Annotated in this window: 21 protein-coding genes; 15 read left to right on the top strand and 6 right to left on the bottom strand. The window is 68.1% G+C overall.

Features of this window, described 5'->3' with window-relative positions; genetic code table 11:
- Positions 1–2: 2 nt before the first annotated feature.
- Positions 3–857: a hypothetical protein gene (locus tag VGI62_RS15765; RefSeq protein ID WP_331505469.1), complete on the bottom strand. Its 855-nt coding sequence runs from the start codon at positions 855–857 to the stop codon at positions 3–5.
- Positions 858–1,005: 148 nt separating this feature from the next.
- Here VGI62_RS15765 and VGI62_RS15760 point away from each other — a divergent pair, with 148 nt between their 5' ends.
- The 9 genes from VGI62_RS15760 to VGI62_RS15725 all read left to right on the top strand — a co-directional run bounded on the left by VGI62_RS15760 (position 1,006) and on the right by VGI62_RS15725 (position 8,605).
- The gene (locus VGI62_RS15760) at positions 1,006–1,338 is read left to right on the top strand and encodes a DUF1491 family protein (RefSeq protein ID WP_331505468.1); all 333 of its coding nucleotides are present in this window, start codon (positions 1,006–1,008) and stop codon (positions 1,336–1,338) included.
- 156 nt (positions 1,339–1,494) lie between these two features.
- Complete coding sequence (locus tag VGI62_RS22470) at positions 1,495–1,677, top strand: VOC family protein (RefSeq protein WP_414695695.1); 183 nt, start codon at positions 1,495–1,497, stop codon at positions 1,675–1,677.
- A gap of 9 nt (positions 1,678–1,686) precedes the next feature.
- On the top strand, positions 1,687–3,285 hold the full coding sequence (locus tag VGI62_RS15755; protein WP_331505466.1) for a peptide chain release factor 3: 1,599 nt from the start codon (positions 1,687–1,689) through the stop codon (positions 3,283–3,285).
- Between the two features lie 5 nt (positions 3,286–3,290).
- Entirely contained in the window at positions 3,291–4,211 is a 921-nt protein-coding gene (locus VGI62_RS15750) for a class I SAM-dependent methyltransferase (protein ID WP_331505465.1), read from the top strand.
- A gap of 14 nt (positions 4,212–4,225) precedes the next feature.
- Positions 4,226–4,945 carry a 16S rRNA pseudouridine(516) synthase gene (locus VGI62_RS15745; RefSeq protein WP_331505493.1) on the top strand — a complete coding sequence of 240 codons (720 nt, stop codon included), beginning with the start codon at positions 4,226–4,228 and terminating at the stop codon, positions 4,943–4,945.
- A 167-nt stretch (positions 4,946–5,112) separates the two neighbouring features.
- Complete coding sequence (locus tag VGI62_RS15740; protein ID WP_331505464.1) at positions 5,113–5,427, top strand: metalloregulator ArsR/SmtB family transcription factor; 315 nt, start codon at positions 5,113–5,115, stop codon at positions 5,425–5,427.
- A gap of 2 nt (positions 5,428–5,429) precedes the next feature.
- On the top strand, positions 5,430–5,984 hold the full coding sequence (locus VGI62_RS15735; protein ID WP_331505463.1) for an SRPBCC family protein: 555 nt from the start codon (positions 5,430–5,432) through the stop codon (positions 5,982–5,984).
- A gap of 497 nt (positions 5,985–6,481) precedes the next feature.
- Positions 6,482–7,861, top strand: a complete 1,380-nt coding sequence (locus VGI62_RS15730; RefSeq protein WP_331505462.1) for a hypothetical protein — start codon at positions 6,482–6,484, stop codon at positions 7,859–7,861.
- Positions 7,862–7,930: 69 nt separating this feature from the next.
- Positions 7,931–8,605, top strand: a complete 675-nt coding sequence (locus VGI62_RS15725) for a hypothetical protein (RefSeq protein ID WP_331505461.1) — start codon at positions 7,931–7,933, stop codon at positions 8,603–8,605.
- Here VGI62_RS15725 and VGI62_RS15720 read toward each other — a convergent pair.
- The 5 genes from VGI62_RS15720 to VGI62_RS15700 form a co-directional block, all read right to left on the bottom strand.
- Complete coding sequence (locus tag VGI62_RS15720; protein WP_331505492.1) at positions 8,602–9,360, bottom strand: ABC transporter permease; 759 nt, start codon at positions 9,358–9,360, stop codon at positions 8,602–8,604. The two genes, VGI62_RS15725 and VGI62_RS15720, sit on opposite strands and share 4 nt — an antisense overlap.
- A gap of 5 nt (positions 9,361–9,365) precedes the next feature.
- Entirely contained in the window at positions 9,366–10,100 is a 735-nt protein-coding gene (locus tag VGI62_RS15715; protein ID WP_331505460.1) for an ABC transporter ATP-binding protein, read from the bottom strand.
- A gap of 67 nt (positions 10,101–10,167) precedes the next feature.
- On the bottom strand, positions 10,168–11,169 hold the full coding sequence (locus tag VGI62_RS15710; RefSeq protein WP_331505459.1) for an ABC transporter substrate-binding protein: 1,002 nt from the start codon (positions 11,167–11,169) through the stop codon (positions 10,168–10,170).
- Positions 11,170–11,688: 519 nt separating this feature from the next.
- Entirely contained in the window at positions 11,689–13,482 is a 1,794-nt protein-coding gene (locus VGI62_RS15705) for an ABC-F family ATP-binding cassette domain-containing protein (protein ID WP_331505458.1), read from the bottom strand.
- Between the two features lie 62 nt (positions 13,483–13,544).
- Positions 13,545–14,282 (bottom strand): hypothetical protein, encoded by a 738-nt coding sequence (locus VGI62_RS15700; RefSeq protein WP_331505457.1) that lies wholly within the window; start codon positions 14,280–14,282, stop codon positions 13,545–13,547.
- 183 nt (positions 14,283–14,465) lie between these two features.
- Here VGI62_RS15700 and VGI62_RS15695 point away from each other — a divergent pair, with 183 nt between their 5' ends.
- The 6 genes from VGI62_RS15695 (at position 14,466) to VGI62_RS15670 (ending at position 19,964) form a co-directional block, all read left to right on the top strand.
- Positions 14,466–14,930 (top strand): YcgN family cysteine cluster protein, encoded by a 465-nt coding sequence (locus VGI62_RS15695; protein WP_331505456.1) that lies wholly within the window; start codon positions 14,466–14,468, stop codon positions 14,928–14,930.
- Between the two features lie 98 nt (positions 14,931–15,028).
- Positions 15,029–15,976 carry a DnaJ C-terminal domain-containing protein gene (locus VGI62_RS15690; RefSeq protein ID WP_331505455.1) on the top strand — a complete coding sequence of 316 codons (948 nt, stop codon included), beginning with the start codon at positions 15,029–15,031 and terminating at the stop codon, positions 15,974–15,976.
- Between the two features lie 76 nt (positions 15,977–16,052).
- Positions 16,053–16,334 carry a PepSY domain-containing protein gene (locus VGI62_RS15685; RefSeq protein ID WP_331505454.1) on the top strand — a complete coding sequence of 94 codons (282 nt, stop codon included), beginning with the start codon at positions 16,053–16,055 and terminating at the stop codon, positions 16,332–16,334.
- A gap of 34 nt (positions 16,335–16,368) precedes the next feature.
- On the top strand, positions 16,369–17,061 hold the full coding sequence (locus VGI62_RS15680) for a response regulator transcription factor (RefSeq protein ID WP_331505453.1): 693 nt from the start codon (positions 16,369–16,371) through the stop codon (positions 17,059–17,061).
- Positions 17,062–17,101: 40 nt separating this feature from the next.
- Entirely contained in the window at positions 17,102–18,490 is a 1,389-nt protein-coding gene (locus VGI62_RS15675; protein WP_331505452.1) for an ATP-binding protein, read from the top strand.
- A gap of 76 nt (positions 18,491–18,566) precedes the next feature.
- Positions 18,567–19,964, top strand: coding sequence for a hypothetical protein (locus VGI62_RS15670; protein ID WP_331505451.1), 1,398 nt, complete (start codon positions 18,567–18,569; stop codon positions 19,962–19,964).
- The last annotated feature ends 19 nt before the right edge of the window (positions 19,965–19,983 follow it).

The following is a 19,983-nucleotide window of genomic DNA, read 5'->3' as shown; positions in this document are numbered from 1 at the left end:
GCTCAGCGGCTCCCGACCTCGAGGAAAGCCCGTCCGGCCGCGAAGTCGCCGACTTCAACATATGCCCGACGCGTTAAGTCGCCCGGGAAGAGAAACTCCACCGCCACCGCCTCTCGCGGGTCGAGGCTGGCCAGCTCCCGGGCCGCAGCGTCAGGGAAGCGGAAGGCCCAACCCGAGACCGCGCCCTTCGGCAGAAGGTCGTTTCCGGCTGGACTGCGGGCCGCGGCGCCATAGGCTTTCAGGGCGCTGCGCGGCGGCAGTCGCCTGGAGAGCGGCAGACCATTGGTGGAGCCTCCGGCGTAGCGATCCAGATAGGGCCCGGGACTGCGCGCATGATCCCTCAGCACCAGCCGCGCGGCGTAAGGCTGGGCCCCGTCGGCGAATTCAGCAACCGCTAGCAACGCCTCGACGCCCTGCCGGCCGGCGAGTCCGAAGTTCATGCGGTCGGGGCCAAAGCTGGCCTCCTGCGCGAGGCGCCAGCGGGCCGTGCGCCCGACGTCTCGGTCCGCCTGCCAATCGGCCACGTCGCCGGCATAGGTCAGCCGGCTCAATCGCGCGAAACCGGAAAAGGCGGTCCGCACACGGGCCGCGGCTGTCGTTATGTCCTGTGATCGGCAATCTACTAAGCCTGCCCGTTCGCGCGCGATCCGCTCGGTTTCGCGCAGCAGGTCGGAGGATGTCCCGGCGCGCAGCGCCGCGCCACGGGCCTGAGCCGTTGCGGCCGCCAGCGCGGCGGCTACATCAGGCGCAAACAGCCGGCAGCGCGCGTCGGCCGCCGACATCACCATGCGCTCGTAGAACAGGTCCGTCGGCTGCGCGTGCGCGTAGCCGGGCGTCGCGGCCAAGGCCGCCAACATCAATCCCATCCACCGAGACGCCGGCCGCGCTTTTCTGCGCGAGCTCTTCATGCGTCTTCCATTTTCCAGACTGGTCGCCGGACCAGCAGCACAGGCTAGTCGCCGAGCGTTGCCATCCCGTTAGCGCAGACGCATCCTTGCAGGACCGATGCTGCTTTCCACTGACATCTGGGTCAGCGCCCTGATCCGCCGGGCCGAGCTCTCCGGAGCCTTCGGCATGGTGATCCGGAAGGGTGACGCGCGCGCGGGCGCCGTGCTGGTCAAGGCCCTCAACCGTCCGGAGGGAACCGCGAAGCTGTACGCCGAGGCGACGCGCCTCGACGGCGAACGCGTCTGGATGCAACCCGCGCGCTCCGATCTGGAACCCGACCTCGACGCCTATATCGCGCGCGCAGTTCGGGTGGACCCCGACATCTGGGTGGTGGAAATCGATGACCGCCAGGGCCGCCACTTCCTGACCGAACCGGTCGAGAAGGAGTAGCGGGAACGCTCGCGTCGCGCCGGCTCACCGTCACCGGCGGCCCGAGACGGCTGGCGCCTTTGTCGGGTTGCGCGCGGAGACCGCGCCGAGCGCCGCTTGGCGGCCCCTGGCCAGCCGTGGTCTGCTGGGCGCCATTAGCTTGCCCGCGAAGTCACTATGCCGGCCACGGTCACCACGTTTCTCATGTTCGAGGGCAAGGCTGAGGAAGCGTTGGAATTCTACGCCGGCCTGTTCGAGGGCGCGCAGGTGACGCAACTCGAACGCTACGGACCGCTGGGGCCCGCGTTTCCTGGCAGCTCAACCTGCCGTGGACCTAGTCAATGGCGTCCAAGTTGCTAGAAGCCGCGGATGACCACCTCCCCCGCCGCCGAGGCCGCCCGCCGGCGCACGTTCGCAATCATCTCTCATCCCGACGCCGGCAAGACCACGCTGACCGAGAACCTGCTTCTGGCCGGGGGCGCCATCCGGGCGGCCGGACAGGTGCGGGCCCGCGGCGAGAACCGGCGTACGCGGTCCGACTGGATGAAGATCGAGCGAGAACGCGGGATCTCGGTCTCGGCGAGCGTCATGACGTTCGACTTCGAGGGGCTGATGTTCAATCTCCTGGACACGCCCGGTCACGAAGACTTCTCCGAGGACACCTACCGCACCCTCACCGCGGCGGACGCCGCGGTCATGGTGCTGGACGCGGCCAAGGGGATCGAGCCGCAGACGCTGAAGCTGTTCGAGGTCTGTCGCTTGCGCGACATCCCGATCGTCACCTTCATCAACAAGATGGACCGCGAGGCGCAGGATCCCTTCGCCCTGCTGGACGAGATTGCCGGCAAGCTCGCGCTGGATCCGGCGCCGCTCTACTGGCCGGCAGGCTCCGGCGGGCGCTTCAAGGGCATGCTCGACCTGCGCCGCGAGACGTTCATCCCGTTCGCCAAGAAAGGCCCCGACGGCGAACAGGGGCATCCTGCTCCCATCGCCTTCAAGGGCAATGCGATGGTCAGCTACCTCGATCCCGATGAGCTGGAAGAGCTCTCGGACAATGCCGAGCTTGTGCAGGGCGCGTCCAAGCCCTTCGATCCACAGTCTTTCCTCGAAGGCCACATGACGCCGGTGTTCTTCGGCTCGGCATTGCGCCACTTCGGGGTGGACGAGCTCTTGGAGGGCCTGGGGGCCTATGCCCCGCCACCGAAGGTGGTCGCCGCTGTGAAGGGGGGGGAGCCCACGCATGTGGCGCCGGGCGACCGCGAGGTTTCCGGGTTCATCTTCAAGGTCCAGGCCAACATGGATCCCAACCACCGCGACCGGATCGCCTTCCTGCGGTTAACATCCGGAGAGTTTGAGCGCGGGATGAAGCTGAAGGTTCAGAACACCGGGCGGCAGCTTTCGGTCAATGCGCCGATCATGTTCTTCGCCTCCGACCGCGAACTGGCGGAGGAGGCCTTTGCAGGCGACGTTATCGGCATTCCAAACCACGGCGTGCTTCGGGTGGGGGACAGCCTCTCGGAAACAGGCACTCTGCGGTTCGCCGGCCTGCCGAACTTCGCGCCGGAAATCCTGCAGCGGGTCCGGGTCAAGGACCCCTTGAAGGCCAAGCACCTGAAGAAGGCGTTGGAAGGACTGGCCGAGGAAGGCGTCACCCAGCTCTTCCGGCCGACACTTGGCGCCGACTTCATCGTCGGCGCCGTCGGTCAGCTGCAGTTCGAGGTTATGGCCGACCGCCTAGCCAACGAGTACCAGCTGGAAGTCATCTTCGAGGCCAGCCCCTACGCCGAGGCGCGCTGGATCGACGGCGACAAAGCCGACCTCGAGGATTTCCAGAACAAGCACCGCACGGCCATGGCGGTCGACATCGACGATCAGCCGGTATTCCTCGCCAAGACCTCCTGGGAAACCGGCTACGTCGCCGAGCGCTACCCGAAGGTCCGGTTCGAGCGCTCGAAGGAACGGGCCTAAGGCCGGTGGCCGGAGAGCTTCTCTACGGCGCACCGGCGCCCGGGCTCGTCGACATACCGCCCGCCGCCGAGCAGCTATCGCCTTTGATACCGGGATCGGCCGACATCGCCGCGCTTCCGGACGCCTCAGCCGAGGCCGCGGTGATCCTGGCGCCGCCAGGCACGTTGGAACGCGACTTCGTCCTGGCGCATGCGCTCAGGGCTCTGAAGCCCGGCGCTCCGATCACCGCTTTCGCGCCAAAGGACAAAGGCGGCGCGCGCCTCAAGAAGACCCTGGAGGGCTTCGGCTGCACTGTTGTCGAGGACGCGCGTCGGCACCACCGCTTCTGCCGAACCGTCCGCCCGAGCGCCTTGCACGATCTTGACCGCGCCATCCAGGCCGGCGCGCCTCGGATCGTTCCGGATCTCGGTCCGGAGCCTGGAATGTGGTCGCAGCCCGGCGTGTTCAGCTGGGACCGGCCTGATCCTGGGAGCGTACGCCTCCTGGACGTGCTTCCGCCGTTCGCCGGGCGGGGTGCTGACCTTGGGTGCGGCATCGGGCTTCTGGCCCGCCACGTTCTGGCTTCGACGAAGGTCACCGACCTGACCTGCGCCGACCTCGATGGCCGCGCCGTGGCTTGCGCCGAGCACAATCTCGACGATCCCCGGGTGAGGGTGCTGTGGGCGGACGTGCGGCGGCCGCTGGATGGGGTGGCCGATCTCGACTTCGTCGTCATGAACCCGCCGTTCCACGATGGTGGCGCGGAGGACCGGGCGCTCGGCGTCGCGTTCATCGGGGCTGCAGCGCGCATGCTGGCCAGACGCGGCGTCTGCTGGCTGGTCGCCAACCGGCACCTGCCCTACGAGACCGCTCTCGCCGGCGCCTTCGCAACGGTGGCGGTGAGGGCCGAGGGCGGCGGGTACAAGATCTTCGAGGCGCGCAAGTGAACGGCAAGGCGCCCATGGCCAGACTGGACCGGTTGCTGGCCAATCTCGGTTACGGGTCCCGGCGTGAGGTCACTGACCTGGTCGCGCGCCGTCAGGTCGTGCTCGACGGCGCCGCCGTCAGGGACGCCGGTGCGCGCATCGCGGTCACGCCCGACCTGCCGGATCGAATGACCGTGTCTGGCCAGCCCCTCGACCCGCCGGCGCCGCTCACCCTGCTAATGCACAAGCCGCTCGACGTGGTTTGTTCGCATCGCGAGGCTGGGCGAAGCGTCTATGAGCTGCTTCCCGGCCGCTGGCGCGCGCGCATCCCGGCGCTTTCGACGATCGGCCGCCTGGACAAGGACACCTCCGGGCTGCTGTTGATCACCGACGACGGGCCGTTCCTGCACAAGGTGATCTCGCCGCGCAGCCATGTGGTGAAGCGCTACATCGCGACGCTCGACCGCCCCTTGAATGGCGGCGAGGCCGCAGTCTTTGCCGCCGGAACGCTGATGCTTGAGGGTGAGACCGCTCCGCTTGCCCCGGCGGTGCTCGAGCCGCTAGGGGCGACGCAGGCCCGGCTGATCATCACCGAAGGCCGCTACCATCAGGTTCGGCGGATGTTCGCCGCGGTTGGCAACCGCGTCACCGCGCTGCACCGAGACCGGATTGGTGGTCTTGATCTGCCGCCGGACCTGTCGCCCGGCGCCTGGCGGGTCCTGACACAGGACCAACAGGCCGCGCTCTTCCTCTGATCTCCGGACAAGCCCGCAACTACTCCAGTGTCAGGACACTAGGGGCGACCGGTTTGCGGGCGTGACGCCGAAGGTAGCTTTCGACCCCATTGAGCTCTTTGGAGCTTAGCTTGACAAGAACTATTATTTAGCTTGCTAGCTACATAGCTGAGACGCTAAATGGTTGGATGGACACCTATGAAGCCCTTGCTGATAAGACCCGCCGAGAGATCATCACCCTGCTCGCGAGCGGCGAACGCAGCGCCGGCGATCTGTCCAGCCGGTTCGACATGGCCGGTCCCTCGGTGTCGCGACACCTCAAGGTTCTGCGCGAGAGCGGGCTCATCTCCTACCGGCAGCAGGCCCAGTCGAGATTCTATCAGCTGGAGCCGGCGCGACTGGAGGAGGTCCGCCAATGGGCGCAGGCCCAACTCGATCTGGTGAGCGCTCGCTTCGATAGGCTTGCGGCGCATCTCGACAGGATGAAGGATCGGGGAGAGTGACCATGGGCTACGAGCCCCTCGCGCGGTTCATCGACCGCTTCACAATCGAGTACGTCCGCGAGTACCCCCACCCGGTGCCGCGCGTCTGGCGCGCGATCTCCGATCCGGCCGAACTCTCGATCTGGTTCTGGACGGCGGACTTCACCTTGGAGGTGGGCTCGCCTTACGCCTTCGGCGGCGATGACAGCGACTTCAAAGGCGTGATCACCGCCATCGAGCCCCCGAACCTCCTACGCTTCGGCGGCCCTTTGGCGCACGGTCAGGGCGGCTATTTCCAGATACGCCTAGAGCCGACATCGGCTGGCACGCGCCTGACCTTCGTGCAGCACTCAGAGCCGGGCTTCTGGCGCAAGTCGGAATGGCCAATCGACCCACCGGAGTTGGAGGAAGGGCCAGGCCTGCCTTGGCGGCCAGGCACATTGAGCGGCTGGCACAGCTCGCTCGACTGTCTCGGCGACCTGCTGGCCAACGTGAGGCAGGAAGCGCGACGGGCGGCTGAAGAGCGAGCCCTGCAGGCGATCTACCGCGAGCACATGCGGTCCATTCCCGCGGAATAGCGCGCCTATGCTTCCGCTCGCGACCGCAACCGACCTTGCGAGGTCCGCACCTGGGCATCGTCCGCCAAAGTCGTGTTCGCGCCCTGACGGCAAGGACCGCTCGCGACCGAGGTCGTGGAAAGACGCGCAGAGCGTTGTGGTCTGAGCGGGCGGTGATGTCCGGCGGTTGGCGCCGAGACGGTTTTTGGGCGCCGATCGAGCGCCGGGGACAGACTATTGGCCCCTGCGGATGGCGCTCAGTTAGAACAGGCGCCGAACTCTGACGGCCGCGAAGCCGGCCACAAGTGACACGCCAAGTGACAACGGAGCTCTCTGGCTTTCCTTAGAGAACCGCAGAACACGACGTCGCCGAGAGAAAGTGGGGATACTTGGCTCTCGTTAACCATAAGCCTTGAATTAACCACTTGTTTACGAACGCGGCTCCGGCTTTGCTCTGATCCGTCAGAGCGCGATGGCGACGTCTCATACCGGGACGGCCGCCGAGCGGGAGTGGCGGTATGTTCGAGTTGGGTCGTGAATTCATGCGGCTGTTCGCCGGCGAGCGGATCAAGCCCTTCGCCGACGGCCTGACCGGCGGCGACGCCACCCTGCTTGAACTCCTCGACCTGCAACTCCTGCTGCAGGAAGCCAAGTCGGCCGATGTCGCGGCCGGCCGCATCAGCTCGCAGGACAAGGCTCAGCGCCGACTCGAGGCCGCGGTCGCCTGGCGCGAAGTTTCTCGCCGCTCGGGAGATCCCGTGGCGCTGCGCAAGGCCGCCGCTGCCGCAGAGATCGCCTGCGCCGCTTTTGATCCCAGCCGCCGGCCGGACGCCTGGGCGCGCGCGCGTTGCGAGCAGGGCTTCTGCGGTCTCCTGGGCGCTGAGTTGTTCGCCGATCCGGGCCTCGACGCGGCGGCCGCAATCGCGTTTCGCGAGGCCCGCAGGATCGCCAAGGGCGGCCTCGCCGCGCCCCTCGCCGACATTGGCCTGGCGCTGGTCGAGGCTCGCGGCGAACTGGCGACCGGCGGGGCGGACGCCGCCCGCGCGGCCTTCGCGCGGTTCAATGCGCCGATTGCTGCGCTGGACACCTTGACCCGACGCTCAGCCGCGGCGCGGCCGCTCGCCGCCGAAGCTCGCCTGATGCGCGCCGACCTCCTTTGCGGCTGGGGCGCGCGGCTGGCGGACGAGAGCCTCCTGCGCGGGGCGATCGACGAGGCTTCCGCCGCCGCTGACCATGTCGATATCGCCTACGAGCCGCTGACCTGGGCGCGGGCCGAGATCCTGCGCTGTCAGGCGCTGGGCCTCTGGGGCGAGGCGGTGGGCGACATCGACGCCGTGGCCGCCGGCGCCACGAGCCTGGCCGCTGTGCTGGACCACCTGAGCCGCGATCACAGCCCGCTCGACTGGGCGCGTATCCAGATCGCGCTCGCCCAGGCCCTTCAAGCGCTTGGGGAGGCGAGTTCTGACGAGCGGGCCTATGAGCAGGCGGTCACCTGTTATGATCGCGCCGGCCTGGTCCTCAAGGACGCGCCGGCGACGCCGATGCGGGGCCTTGCGGCCGGGCAGCGGGCGATTTGCCTGGCGCGCTCGGCGGAGTTGACCGGCGACCTCGGCGTGCTGGATTCCGCCGAGACGGCGCTGAAAATCGAACTCGCCAACCTGCAGGCGCGGCGCGACCCCGTGGCCTGGGCGCTTGCTCAGATGCACCTTGCGAGACTCTACGAAGCGCGCGTCGATATCACCGGCAAGGACCGCGGCGAACGCGCCGCCGCCGTGCTGGCGCTGGACGCGGCCCTGGACGTCTTCGGCGAGCAGGGCCTGCGCTCCCTCAGTGTTATGGCCGGCGAAGCCCTGGAGCGTCTGCGCGCGGGCCCCGCACCAAAGCGCACCGCCGTCTAGCTCTCGGTCAAGCTTCCGAACCCTGCCGCGTTGTGCCAAAACCCCCGGCGAAGCAGGGGGGAAGGTTTCATGTATCTCAGATTGGCGGCTTTGGCCGGATGGACGGCTGCCGCTGTCGCCGGCGCGGCGTTCGCCCAGCCCGAACCTGCAACATGGGCCGATGCGCCGAGCGTGGCCGATTTCGCGGCGCTCTACCCGCCCAAGGCCAAGGCGGCCGGCGTCGGCGGCGTCGTCGAGCTGACCTGCGACGTGCGCGACGCCAGGCCTCACGATTGTGCGGCGCTGTTCGAAACGCCTTCTGGATACGGCTTTGCCTTCGCCGCGCGAAGGGCCGTCGAGCAGATGCGGGTCGCTGACCTCAGCCTGAACGGCAAGGAGGTGAGGGTGCCGGTAACCTTCGACCCCTCGGTCCTGAAGGGCCCGGTGACGCTCACCAGGCCGGTCTGGGCGGCGCTGCCGACGGCCACGGATTTCCAGCTGACCTTCCCGAAGACGGAAAACGGGGTCAACAACGTCCGCGTGGTCCTGGCCTGCACGGTGGCGCGAGGGGGATTGCTGTCGGACTGCGCCGTCGCCCAGGAGGAGCCCTCCGGGCAGGGATATGGCGCGGGCGCGCTGGCGCTGGCGCCGAAGTTCCGGGTGGAGCCATGGAGCGATGATGGACAGCCGACGATCGGCGCCAAGCTCCGCCTGCCGATCCGCTACCAGTTGACGTCGGCCAAGCCGGACGCGGCGAAGCCCTAGCGGCCGCGCCACCATCGCAGGCCGACCCGCTCGGCGGCTTCAAGCACTGCGTGCAGCAACGCCCCTAACAGGCCCAGGACCACCAGCGCTGCGAACATCTTGGCGGTCTGCAGGCGGTTGCCGGCTTCCAGGATGCGCCAGGCGAGGCCTTGCGCGCCACCCGAGCCGGCGACGAACTCGGCCACCACCGCGCCGATCACCGCCAGGCCTGCCGCCACCTTGTGACCCTCCAGCAGATAGGGAACCGCCGAGGGCAGTCGTAGGCGGACGAGCCGTTGCAGAGGGCTCGCCCCATAGAGGTCGAACAACCGTTCCAAGTCCGGGTCCGTGGCCTTCAGACCGGTGACTGCGCCGGAAAAGATCGGAAAAAACGCCACCACGGCGGCTAGCCCCACGATAGCTCGCCCGGCATGGTCGAGACCCGCCCAGATCAGCACCAGCGGCGCGATCGCCACCACTGGCGTCACCTGCAGCACGACCGCCAGCGGGCGCACGGCGCGCTCCAGGATCGGGCTCAAGGCGACGACGAGCGCCAGGGCCTGAGCCAGCAGGCTTGCCACCAATAGCGCGACCAGCGCCATGGAGAGCGTGTTCCAGGCCGAACGCAGCAAACCCGCCCAGTCGCCCGCCAGCGCCTGGGCCACAGCAGAGGGCGGAGGCAGGAAATAGACCGGGACGGCCAGCGCCCGGCAGGCGACCTCCCAGGCCGCCATCAGCAGGGCGATGAGGACAAAAGGCGCAAGCGCCCGCGCCAGGCGAGTCACGCCACCATCCCATCGGCCAACAGGTGCGAGACCGCCTCGACATGGTGGCGGAAGACACCGGTGGTGCGAAAGCCCGGCGGCCTGGGCAGCGGCCCCGCCACAGCGATCTCGCCGGCGATCCGGCCAGGACCCCGGGTCATCACCACGACGCGCGTGGCCATATAGACAGCCTCCTCGACATTGTGGGTCACGAAGGCGATGGCGGGCCTCGTGTCGGCCCAGAGGTTCAGGACGTCGTCGGCCAGGGCGCGGCGGGTGATCTCGTCCAGGGCTGCAAACGGCTCGTCGAGCAGCAACAGCTTTGGTTCGGTGACCAGGGCGCGGGCAAGTGAGACCCGCATGGCCATGCCTCCGGAAAGCTGTGCCGGACGTGCGGTTTCGGCCCCTGCGAGCCCCACCCGCGCCAACGCCCGGTCCGCGCGGGTAAGGGCCAAGGCGCGGCGCGTTCCGGCCAGTTCCAGGGGCAGCGCGGCGTTGGCGCGCGCCGACAGCCACGGCGCCAGCGTCGGCGCCTGGAAGACGACCGCCGTCTCGCCGCGTTCAGGCATGCGGGTGACATCGCCGCGGCTAGGCGCCTCCAAGCCGGCCAGCAGGCGCATCGCCGTGGACTTGCCGCAGCCCGACGGCCCGACCAGAGCGACGATCTCACCCGCCTCGATCGCCAGGCTGAAGGGTCCGAGCGCACGACCGCGCGGGTAATCGACCTCGACGCTCTCGAGAGCTGCGATCATCCTCGCCTCGCAAATCGGGTGGACGACGGGGGAGGGGGAGCGCCCATCAGCGGGGGAGGCGAAGTCGTCACTTGTCCAGGAACTGGAGCGTGTAGCCACGCTTGTAGTCCAGGGTCTTTGGGTAGTTGCCCTGGACCGCGGCGGTATCGAAGAACGTCTTCCAGCGCGCATCGGTCATCGCGCCGATCGCCCCGGCCTTCCCCTCGCCTTCGACGATACCGTAGGACTTCAACTTGGCTCGCGCCTGATCGAGGACGTCCTGCGTCATTTCCGGGTTGTCTTTCTTGATCAGCGCGTCGGCGGGCGCCGGGTCGCCGTAGAGGTAATCGCGCCAGCCCTTGGCGGTGGCCTCGACAAAGGCCTTCACCGCTGCCGGATCCTTGGCGACCAGGGCGTCGGGAGCGAGGACCATGGTCGCATAGCCGGGGTAGCCGTTGTCGGCCAGCAGGAAGACCTTGGGCTTCACACCTGCCTGCTTCTCGATGGTGTAGGGCTCAGAGGTGACATAGCCCTGCTGGGCGGCGCGCTTGTCGGCCAGGAACGGGCCGTTGTTGAAGGTGTACTTGCGCACCTGGTCGTCGGTGAAGCCGTACTTGGCCTTCAGCCAGGTCCAGAAGGTCGTCACCGAGGCGTCGCCCAGAAGAATCGGGTGGCCCTTGAGGTCGGCCAGGCTTTCGACGCCTGTGCCGGGGTGGGCGATCAGCACCTGCGGGTCCTTCTGGAAAAAGGCCGCGACCGCCTTCACCGGCACGCCTTCCTGGACGAGGTTCATGACGATGAAGCCGTTGGAGCCCACGCCAAGGTCCACCGAGCCTGCGGCCAGGAGCTGGGGCACATTCACGCCGGGCCCGCCCTGGATGATCTTCACATCAAGGCCACGCTTGGCGTACTCGCCCTCCGCCAGCGCTTCGTAGAAGCCGCCATGCTCGGCCTCGGCGCGCCAGTCGGTGGCGAACCGGATCGGCTGCAGCTTGGCTGCGGCGCCCTGCACGGCTTCGTGCTTTGTGGGCGAACAGGCCGCCAGGATCGCCGCCAGCACCACGACGACGACCGAACTCAAAACTTTCATGGACACCCCCGACTGATCGGCCGCGAGGGTAGGGCGAATCGACCTGCGTCTCCAACATCGCGAAGACGCCGGCTCCTGAATCCGGCGGACCGCGCATAGCAAGAGGGCGGCGCTCCGGTCGCCCGGAACGTCGCCCTCTCATCCAGACCCGTTGGGGGATCTGTGCCTCCAGGTCGATCGCGACTTCGGTTCGCAGGTCGCCCTGCTGGTTTTCCGTCGCAGCCGTTGTCTTTGGGAAGTTCGTTCCGGGTCGCCCCGGTTCTCGCCTCTCAGAAACCTCCTGCTCGCCTTTGCTTCGGGGTCCGCCGTTTCCGGTTTTTCCGTCCGCCTGCGTCGCATTCCCTATCGGCCACAGAACGGTGCTCCCGAACTCGAAGTCCGGCAAGCGCCTGTTTTCCGAGCCCCCGGCGCCGGCTGTCAAAAACCTGTGAGCATATGGTTAACAACGGCGGGAGAATATTAGAATTATCCAATGATTTCAGCATGAAATTCTATCCACAGGAAAGCGGCGCCGCAGGCCTATCTGGTCGCTTGCAGCGCCTCCCGACGCTCTTCGAGCACCAGCCATTCCTCCTCCGCTGCGGTGAGCGCCAGGCGCAATGCGTCGAGGTCGCGGCTGATGTTGTGGAAGGATTCGGCGTCGCGACTGTAGAGGCCGGGATCGGCGAGCTTCGCCTCCAGCGCCGTCAGCCTCGCGGGGGCCTCGGCGATCAGGCTTTCCAGCTCCGAAAGCCGCCGCTGGTCCTTGTAGGAGAGCTTGGCCGTACGGACAGGTTCGGCCCTCGGCGGCAGCTTAGGGGCGACGACGGCTGCAACCGCCGGTCGGGTGAAGAAGCCGGCGTTCTGCGAGACGAAGTCCTGCCAGCCACCCGGCGTCTCCACCGCGCGGCCGGCGCCATCGAGCCCAATCGTCGAGGTGGCGAGGCGATCGATGAAATCGCGGTCGTGGCTTACCAGGATCAGGGTGCCCGTGTAGTCGGCCAACAGGTCCTCGAGCAGGTCCAGCGTGTCCATGTCCAGGTCGTTGGTCGGCTCGTCGAGCACCATGACATTGGCCGGCTGGGCGAGCGCGCGGGCCAGCAGGAGGCGGTTGCGCTCGCCCCCCGAAAGGCTGCGCACGGGCTGGCGCAGCTGGCCCTCGGTGAAGAGGAAGTCCTTGGCGTAGGACACCACATGCCGCGGTTCGCCGCGCACCAGCACCTGGTCTCCACCTGCCGGCAGCAGCACGTCCCTGAGCGTCATCTCCGGCGTGAGGGCCGCCCTGGCCTGGTCGATGTAGGCAACCTCCAGGTTGGTCCCGAGGGTGACCTCGCCGGCGTCGGCCGGGATCTGGCCCAGCAAAACCTTGACCAGAGTCGTCTTGCCGGCGCCGTTGGGGCCAACGATCGCAACCCGATCGCCGCGCAGGATGCGGGTCGAGAAGTTCTTGAGCAGCACCCGCTCGCCGAACGCTTTGGAGACGTCCTTGGCCTCGGCCACGCGCTTGCCCGAGAGGCCGGAACTGGCCAGTCCCATGTTCAGCTCTTTGCGGCTGTCCTTCAGCCGGTCGGCCTTGTCCTGGCGCAGTGATTCCAGACGTCGCTTGCGCCCCTCGTTGCGGGCCCGCCGGGCGGTGACGCCGCGGGCCATCCAGTGGGCTTCGCGCTGGATGAAGCGGTCGAGCCGGCGGGCCTCCTCAAGCTCCTGGGCGGTGATCTTCTCGGCCCAGTCGTCGAAATGCGCGAAGCCCTTGTCCAGCCGCTTGACCTGTCGGTACTCGAGCCAGAACGAGCGGCGCGTCACCCGCTCCAGAAAAGCGCGGTCGTGGCTGACGATCAGGGCCGCAGCGCGGGCGGACGCCAGTTCGTCCTCGAGCGTTTCGATCGCCAGGATGTCCAGGTGGTTGGTCGGTTCGTCCAGCAGCAGGACGTCGGCGTCCTCGGCGAAGGCGCGGGCCAGCGCGGCGCGGCGGATCTCTCCGCCCGAGAGCCCCTGAGTGGCCTTGGCGGGATCGAGGCCGAAGTCGGTGAGGCGGGCCTCAGCAAGATATGACGGCGCGCCGCCTTCGATGGCGTACTCGAGCAGGGTTGCTCCGGTGATCTCCGGTTCCTGCGGCACGAAGGCGATGCGGGTTCCTGCGGCCAGGTTGCGCTCGCCGCCATCCGGCTCGACCTGGCCGGCCAGGATGCGGAGCAAGGTCGACTTGCCCGCGCCGTTGCGGCCGACCAGGCAGGCGCGTACGCGGGCGTCCAGCGCCAGGTCGACGCCGTCGAACAGCATCAATGGACCGTCCGCGAGGCGCACGTCCTTCAGAGCCAGTATGGGGGCTTTCATTGGCCCGCGGACATATAGCGCCGGGCGGCGAGCGCAAGGGGCGGTGTGGGCGCAGCCAGGTCCTATGGCCTCACATTGCGATCGATCAGGCGCTCGAGGTCTCGACCGCCGTCGCCGACGTAGGTGTGTCGCTGCGCGGTGCGGAATTCGCCCACGACCAGCGGACCGGTCACCGGACCCCTGGCCACATAGCCCGCGGCCCGGTAGCCCGATTGGAGGCGGCTGTTGGCGGAGAGCACATAAACCAGCGAGGCGTTGGTCTGCCCGACGTCCTCGGCTCTCACCTCAGCCCCCTTGGCGCTCGCGTGGACCACGGCGCGCTTGCGGCGACGCCCGAGGTCGACGTCTGCGTTCTCGCCTTCGCTGTGAATTTTGAAGCCGAAGAAATTTACGTCGGCGCGGCCGCCGGCGGAGTGGACATGAATGAACGGCAGATCGACATCGGCGCGATCGCCGGGCGTGTCATCGTCCACGGCCGAGACCGGCTGGCTGTAGACGGGGAGCAGGACGTGAAGCTGGGCCCGGGCGGGCGCCAGGGCGTCCGCGGGCGACCGGCCGTTCAGCGGCGCCACGCGCAGCCGCACGAATTCGCCTCTCGCGCTTTGGTAGTCGCAGGACTGGCCGTCCGTCGCTCGTGCTGTCCGGGTCAACTGACCCTCGTTTGCGGGGCAGTCGAGCACGGAGACGACCTTCAGCGGCGCGCCGTCGGCGGAAGCGGATCGCGCCTGCGCCGTCGTGGCTGCGCAGGCCAAAGCCGCCAGGGTGGCTACGGCCAGCGGCCTTGCAACCTTCGTACGCATCATCATGCCCTCAGCCCGCAATGGGTCGCCGAGACCTCGGTCTTGACCGCGGCAAAGTCCAGTGAACTCGCGGTAAGCTGCGGCTGGGCCGCCAACGACGAGCATACCGCAGTGCTCCGTTTTCGCACCGCCCTCGGGTTCGGGGCGCTTGGGTCTTGGCCCGCAAGGGCCTAGATCATCGCCATGGCCTCCGAACCCTTCTGGCGCCGCAAGACCCTCGAGCAGATGACCGTCACGGAGTGGGAAAGCCTCTGCGACGGCTGCGGGCTCTGCTGCCTGGTGCGCTTCGAGGAGGAGGACTCCGGCCAGGTCATTCCGACACGTGTGCATTGCAAGCTGTTCGACGCCCACGCCTGCGCCTGCACCGACTATGCGAACCGCAAAGCCCAGGTGCCCGACTGCGTGAAACTCACGCCCGGCAATATCGAACAGCTGGCCTGGATGCCGATGAGCTGCGCCTACCGGCGCCTCCACGAGGGCCGCGACCTGGCCGATTGGCATCCGCTGGTCTCTGGCGATCCGGAGAGCGTCCACCGGGCCGGCGTCTCGATCCGTGGCCAGACCATCAGCGAGACGGCGCTCACCGAGCCCGAGGACGCGCTGGACTTTGCCGCATGGGACCTCATCGCTGAGCGCGGCAGGGACTAGCGCATGTGATAATTTTGCAACATAAGACCTTGCGTGCAGACCCGAACCGACCAATCTAGAACCGCTGACACCACCACCAATTCGAAGGGCTGAGTTTCTTGGCGAGTGACCCCTATCAGGTCCTGGGCGTCCCGCGTTCCGCAAGCGCGGACGAGATCCGCAAGGCTTTCCGCAAGCTGGCCAAGGCCAACCATCCGGACACCAATCCCAACAACAAGGCCGCCGAGGAACGCTTCAAGCAGGTCTCCGGCGCCTTCGACATCCTGGGCGACGCGACCAAGAAGCAGAAATTCGATTCCGGCGAGATCGACGCCGACGGCCGCGAGACCATGCGCGGCTTCGGCGGGGGCCAGGGGCCCTGGGGCCCGCCTCCGGGCGGCGGGTTCGGTGGCGGGGGCGCTTACCGCGGCGAGAGCTTCGAAGGCGTCGATCTGGGCGACATTCTTGGCGAGATGTTCGGCGGCGGTCGCGGGCGTGGCGGCGCGGGCGGCCAGGGGGGCGGCGGCTTCGGCGGTTTTTCGCAGCGCGGATCCGACGTTCGCGCCCGGCTGGAGATCGACCTGGAAGACGCGATTCGCGGCGGCAAGCGCCGCATCGCCTTCTCCGACGGGCGCACTATCGATGTCACGATCCCCAAGGGCGCGCAGGAAGGCCAGACATTGCGGCTGAAGGGCCAGGGTTCCCCTGGTCGGGCCGGGCCGGGCGACGCCCTGATCGAGCTCGCCATCGCCCCGCACCCGACCTTCCGCCGCGAAGGCGACAACCTGGTGATGGACGTGCCGGTGACGATCTATGACGCGGTCCTTGGCGGCAAGGCCGAGGCGCCGACTCCCGACGGGCCGGTGACCCTCACCATCCCCAAGGGCGCCAACACCGGCACGCGACTGCGGCTCAAGGGCCGGGGGCTTGCGGGTCCGCAAGGCCGCCGGGGCGACCTCTTCGCCCGCCTTGTGGTGACCCTGCCCGACAAGCCGGATGCCGAGTTGGACGCGCTGGCCGAAAAGTGGAAGCGCGAGCGGCCATACACACCCCAGCGCCGTCCCTGAGGATGACACAGGTCGCGCGCGGTTTCATAGCTGGACGTTCAGGCCCGGTTCAGTCCCGGGCGCCTAGAGCTGACCCATGAAAAGCCTCCTGTTCATCGCCGCGCTTTTGCTGGGCGTTACGCCCGAAATGGCCCTGGCGGCCGGTCAGGAGCGGGGGGAAGCCGGCCAAAGCGGCAGCACCGTGCCGCTTTCGCGTGTTCTAGCGATGATCGCCCAGCGGTATCCTGGCCGGCAGCTCAACACGACCATGGGCGAGGCCGCCGGCCGGCCCGTCTACATCGTTCAATGGCAGCTCACCAACGGCCGGATTGTGATGCTTACGGTGGACGCCAGGAGCGGCCAGATCGTAGGCCAGTAGGGCGGTTCCTCCGCCCGGAAGGAAGGTACGAACTATGCGCATACTGCTAGTCGAAGACGATCCGGACCTGTCGCGGCAACTGAAGCTCGCGCTGGCCGACGCCGGCTATGCGGTCGACCATGCGCCGGACGGCGAGGAGGCTCAGTTCCTCGGCGATACGGAACCCTATGACGCGGTGATCCTGGACCTCGGCCTGCCGAAGGTTGACGGGGTTTCAGTGCTGGAACGCTGGCGTCGCGAGAAGATCACCACCCCGGTGCTGATCCTCACCGCGCGCGGGGCCTGGAGCGAAAAAGTGGCCGGCTTCGACGCCGGCGCCGACGACTATCTGACCAAGCCCTTCCACACTGAGGAACTGCTGGCGCGGCTGCGGGCGCTGTTGCGTCGTTCCGCCGGCCATGCCGCTCCCAACCTTGCATGCGGCGGGCTGCGGTTGGACCCACGGGCGGCGCGGGCGAGTGTCAATGGTGAGCCCTTGCGGCTGACCTCGCTCGAGTACCGCCTGCTGCACTATCTGATGATGCACCAGGGGCGGGTGATAAGCCGCACCGAGCTCGTCGAGCACCTCTATGACCAGGACTTCGACCGCGACTCGAACACCATCGAGGTGTTCATCGGTCGCGTCCGCAAGAAGATCGGCGCGGACAGGATCGAGACCGTCCGCGGGCTGGGCTACCGCCTGACCTGCCCCGAGGAGGAACGCGGCAGCGAGGCGCAAGCCTCGTGATCGACCCGCCGACCGACCTGCTGCCGAGCCTCGTGACCGGGTGAGGTTCCTCCCCGCGGGGCTGCGCCATCCCTCGCTCGCGCGCCGGCTCGTGCTGTTGGCGCTTGGCTGGAGCCTGGCGGCGCTGGTCGTCACTGCGGTGGTGTTCGCGCTTCTGTTCCAGCAGGCGGCCGTGCGTCGCGTCGACCAGACGTTGAACGACCTGACCGTCAATCTGGTCACCTATTCGACGGTGGATGGCGGGCAGGTGTACGCTCCGCTGTTCACCGATGAGCGGGCCCTGCGGGTCTACTCCGGGCGATACTGGGAGATTGTCGAGCCGACGGCTGACGGCAAGCTTCGCCCCATCGCCAAGTCACATTCGCTGTTCGACGCCGAACTGGGCGCCCCGCCGGACTGGGCCGCCCGGTTCAAGGCGAAGCCCGGCGCGGCCATCCACTATGATACAGCCGGCCCGCAGGACGAGCCGCTCCGCGCCCGGGCGCAACAGAACTGGTATCCCGGCCGCAAGGAACCGGTGATCTTCCTGGCCGCCGAAGATCGCAGCTCGGTCAACCGCGACGTGTCGACCTTCGTCGTGGCCACCGCGGCGGCGTTCGTCATCCTGGGCGCCGGCCTGATCGTGGCCATTGTGATCCAGGTGCGTGTCGGCCTTCGCCCGTTGTTCGAGCTGCGCCGGGAGGTGGCGGCCGTACGCCGCGGTCAGGCCGAGCGGGTGGCGGCGACCTATCCCAGCGAACTGACGCCGCTGGCGGACGAACTGAACGCCCTGGTCGACCACAACCGCCAGGTCGTCGAACGCCAGCGCACTCACGTCGGCAACCTGGCGCACGCCCTGAAGACGCCGATCTCGGTGATGATCGCAGAGTCCAGCCAGCGCCCGGGACCGCTGGCCGAGGTGGTGACCCGCCAGGCCGAGGCTATGCGCCAGCAGGTCGACCACCACCTGCGCCGTGCACGGGCCGCTGCACGCACCCAGGGGCAGGGCGAACGCACCTCCGTCGCAGAGGTCCTCGATGAGCTGACGCGGACCCTGTCGCGGATCTTCCAGGACAAGGGGGTCGAGATCGACTGGGACGTCGACGACGATCTTTATTTCCTCGGCGAACGGCAGGACCTGCTGGAGATCGCCGGCAACGCCATCGAAAACGCCTGCAAATGGTGCAGACGTCGCGTAAGGGTCCGCGTCGAGGAGGCCGGCGCAGAACGCCTGCGCCTGATTGTCGAGGACGATGGGCCGGGGCTGCCGCCCGAGCTGCGCGCGGAGGTGTTGCGGCGCGGCGCGAGGCTCGACGAGGATGCGCCGGGCTCCGGCCTCGGCCTGTCCATCATCGACGAACTGGCGCGCGCCTATGGAGGCGGCCTTGAGTTGGGCGACTCCGGCCTGGGCGGCCTGCGCCTGGAGGCCGACCTCCCCCGCGCGGCGTGAGCGGCTTCGGACAACCTTAACCCGCAGCGGGCATGCTGCGGATCGCGGGGGCGCCGTTCCCGCACGGAGCCCGAGCATGGTCGCCCTTTCCGACCGCAAGATCGAGATTGTCAGGACGCTGGTCGAAGCCGCGCCGGACAAGATCGTGGGTGGCCTCCACGAGGCGTTGGCGCAAACCGGCGGCGCAGATACGGGGCTGGCCGATGTGCGGCGCCTCGTCGAGGCCGAAGCCCGCGACCGGGTGTTGCGGAACGCCATCTTCGAGCCGGTGGCCCCGCTCTTCGTCGGCGACGGATCCGATCGGCGCAGCCTGGTTTTTCCGGCGCGTGCGCTCCCCTGCATCTGGCGGGGCCTGAAGGTCGTGGCGCCGACCGAGGTCGCGGCCGCCGCAGAGGTTTCGAACGGGGTTTTGAGCGCCCTGCGCTCCGGAAGGTCTCCGCCGGATCCCAGCGACGCTTTCGATGACCTGATCGAGGCTGCGGCGGAATCCCTGCGCTCCGGCGTCCAGCGTGATTTCCGCAACGCGATCGAACTCTGCGAGCGCGCCCGCCCCGGCCTCGCCGAGGTTCTGGCCGCCTGCCTCGATATTTCGCCGGTCCTGCGGCGCGTCCTGCCGCGCCTGCCGGATTGGATCGACCACAGCGGCGAAGACAACGGCGCCGCTGCGCGGCTCGCCTATAAGGACGCCGTCGCGATCGCCGAGGATGCGGGGCCTTGGTTCTTCGAGATGCTGGCCGGGCATCTCACGCCGCCCTGGATGGTGCTGCGGGTGATCTCGGCGATCATGGACAAGCCCACCGAGCGCTATCTGGCCGACTCGGAACTGGGGGGCTTTCCCGAGCGGCTGATGGGCGACATCGACGAGGCTTTGCAGGCCATCGCGACGCTCGACCTGGAGGGAGGGGCGAGCGCCGGCCGCGCCGTCGCCCGAAAGGTCACCGTGGTCACGCAGCAGGTCTTCGAGCTCGAAACCTGCATCGAGCTGACCCGGGCCCATGGCTGGGGCGAACGGATCGTAGGCCAGAAGAAATCGCTGGCCGGCCTCGTCGAAGCCCGCCTGCGAGACGCCGACAAACTCTCCCACGCCGCCCTGCCGATGCAGACCTCGGGATTTTCCCGCCTGCGCAAGGCCGCGCCGAAACTCGATGCGGCGCCCGATCCGAAGATCTCCGGGCGGGCGATCACCCTGCTAACATTCGCTCACGAAATCCGGCTTTGCGCCAACTACGGCGGCTTCTCCGCGACCCATGCCAAGGTGACGGAGAAAATCGGGGACATGCTCGACCGCTACGCTGAGGACGTGCTCGATCGGGTCCGGACCGGCGATGTCCCGGACCTGGGAATCGCTCATGGATTCCTGAACGTCGCCGCCGACCTTACGGCGCTTGTTCGTGACGAGAAGACCTCCGAACTGCTCCGCCGTAGGGCCTCGATGACCTGCCTGGCCGATACGCCGAACGCGCGCGAAGCCTAAGGCCGGATGCCGCACTCGC

The sequence above is a fragment of the Phenylobacterium sp. genome, from assembly GCF_036495085.1.
Classification (GTDB): Bacteria; Pseudomonadota; Alphaproteobacteria; order Caulobacterales; family Caulobacteraceae; genus Phenylobacterium.
Note: the sequence above shows the minus strand (reverse complement) of the source record. Positions and strands in the feature narration are given on the sequence as shown.

What these genes read in the sequence shown, in the direction of transcription:
- VGI62_RS15705 (WP_331505458.1), bottom strand. Translation starts at nt 13,482, where the DNA reads ATGAAAGCCCCCATACTGGCTCTGAAGGACGTGCGCCTCGCGGACGGT.
- VGI62_RS15710 (WP_331505459.1), bottom strand. Translation starts at nt 11,169, where the DNA reads ATGAAAGTTTTGAGTTCGGTCGTCGTCGTGGTGCTGGCGGCGATCCTG.
- VGI62_RS15730 (WP_331505462.1), top strand. Translation starts at nt 6,482, where the DNA reads ATGTTCGAGTTGGGTCGTGAATTCATGCGGCTGTTCGCCGGCGAGCGG.
- VGI62_RS15765 (WP_331505469.1), bottom strand. Translation starts at nt 857, where the DNA reads ATGTTGGCGGCCTTGGCCGCGACGCCCGGCTACGCGCACGCGCAGCCG.
- VGI62_RS15695 (WP_331505456.1), top strand. Translation starts at nt 14,466, where the DNA reads ATGGCCTCCGAACCCTTCTGGCGCCGCAAGACCCTCGAGCAGATGACC.
- VGI62_RS15700 (WP_331505457.1), bottom strand. Translation starts at nt 14,282, where the DNA reads ATGCGTACGAAGGTTGCAAGGCCGCTGGCCGTAGCCACCCTGGCGGCT.
- VGI62_RS15755 (WP_331505466.1), top strand. Translation starts at nt 1,687, where the DNA reads ATGACCACCTCCCCCGCCGCCGAGGCCGCCCGCCGGCGCACGTTCGCA.
- VGI62_RS15670 (WP_331505451.1), top strand. Translation starts at nt 18,567, where the DNA reads ATGGTCGCCCTTTCCGACCGCAAGATCGAGATTGTCAGGACGCTGGTC.
- VGI62_RS15715 (WP_331505460.1), bottom strand. Translation starts at nt 10,100, where the DNA reads ATGATCGCAGCTCTCGAGAGCGTCGAGGTCGATTACCCGCGCGGTCGT.
- VGI62_RS15725 (WP_331505461.1), top strand. Translation starts at nt 7,931, where the DNA reads ATGTATCTCAGATTGGCGGCTTTGGCCGGATGGACGGCTGCCGCTGTC.
- VGI62_RS15680 (WP_331505453.1), top strand. Translation starts at nt 16,369, where the DNA reads ATGCGCATACTGCTAGTCGAAGACGATCCGGACCTGTCGCGGCAACTG.
- VGI62_RS15745 (WP_331505493.1), top strand. Translation starts at nt 4,226, where the DNA reads ATGGCCAGACTGGACCGGTTGCTGGCCAATCTCGGTTACGGGTCCCGG.
- VGI62_RS15740 (WP_331505464.1), top strand. Translation starts at nt 5,113, where the DNA reads ATGGACACCTATGAAGCCCTTGCTGATAAGACCCGCCGAGAGATCATC.
- VGI62_RS15760 (WP_331505468.1), top strand. Translation starts at nt 1,006, where the DNA reads ATGCTGCTTTCCACTGACATCTGGGTCAGCGCCCTGATCCGCCGGGCC.
- VGI62_RS15735 (WP_331505463.1), top strand. Translation starts at nt 5,430, where the DNA reads ATGGGCTACGAGCCCCTCGCGCGGTTCATCGACCGCTTCACAATCGAG.
- VGI62_RS22470 (WP_414695695.1), top strand. Translation starts at nt 1,495, where the DNA reads ATGCCGGCCACGGTCACCACGTTTCTCATGTTCGAGGGCAAGGCTGAG.
- VGI62_RS15685 (WP_331505454.1), top strand. Translation starts at nt 16,053, where the DNA reads ATGAAAAGCCTCCTGTTCATCGCCGCGCTTTTGCTGGGCGTTACGCCC.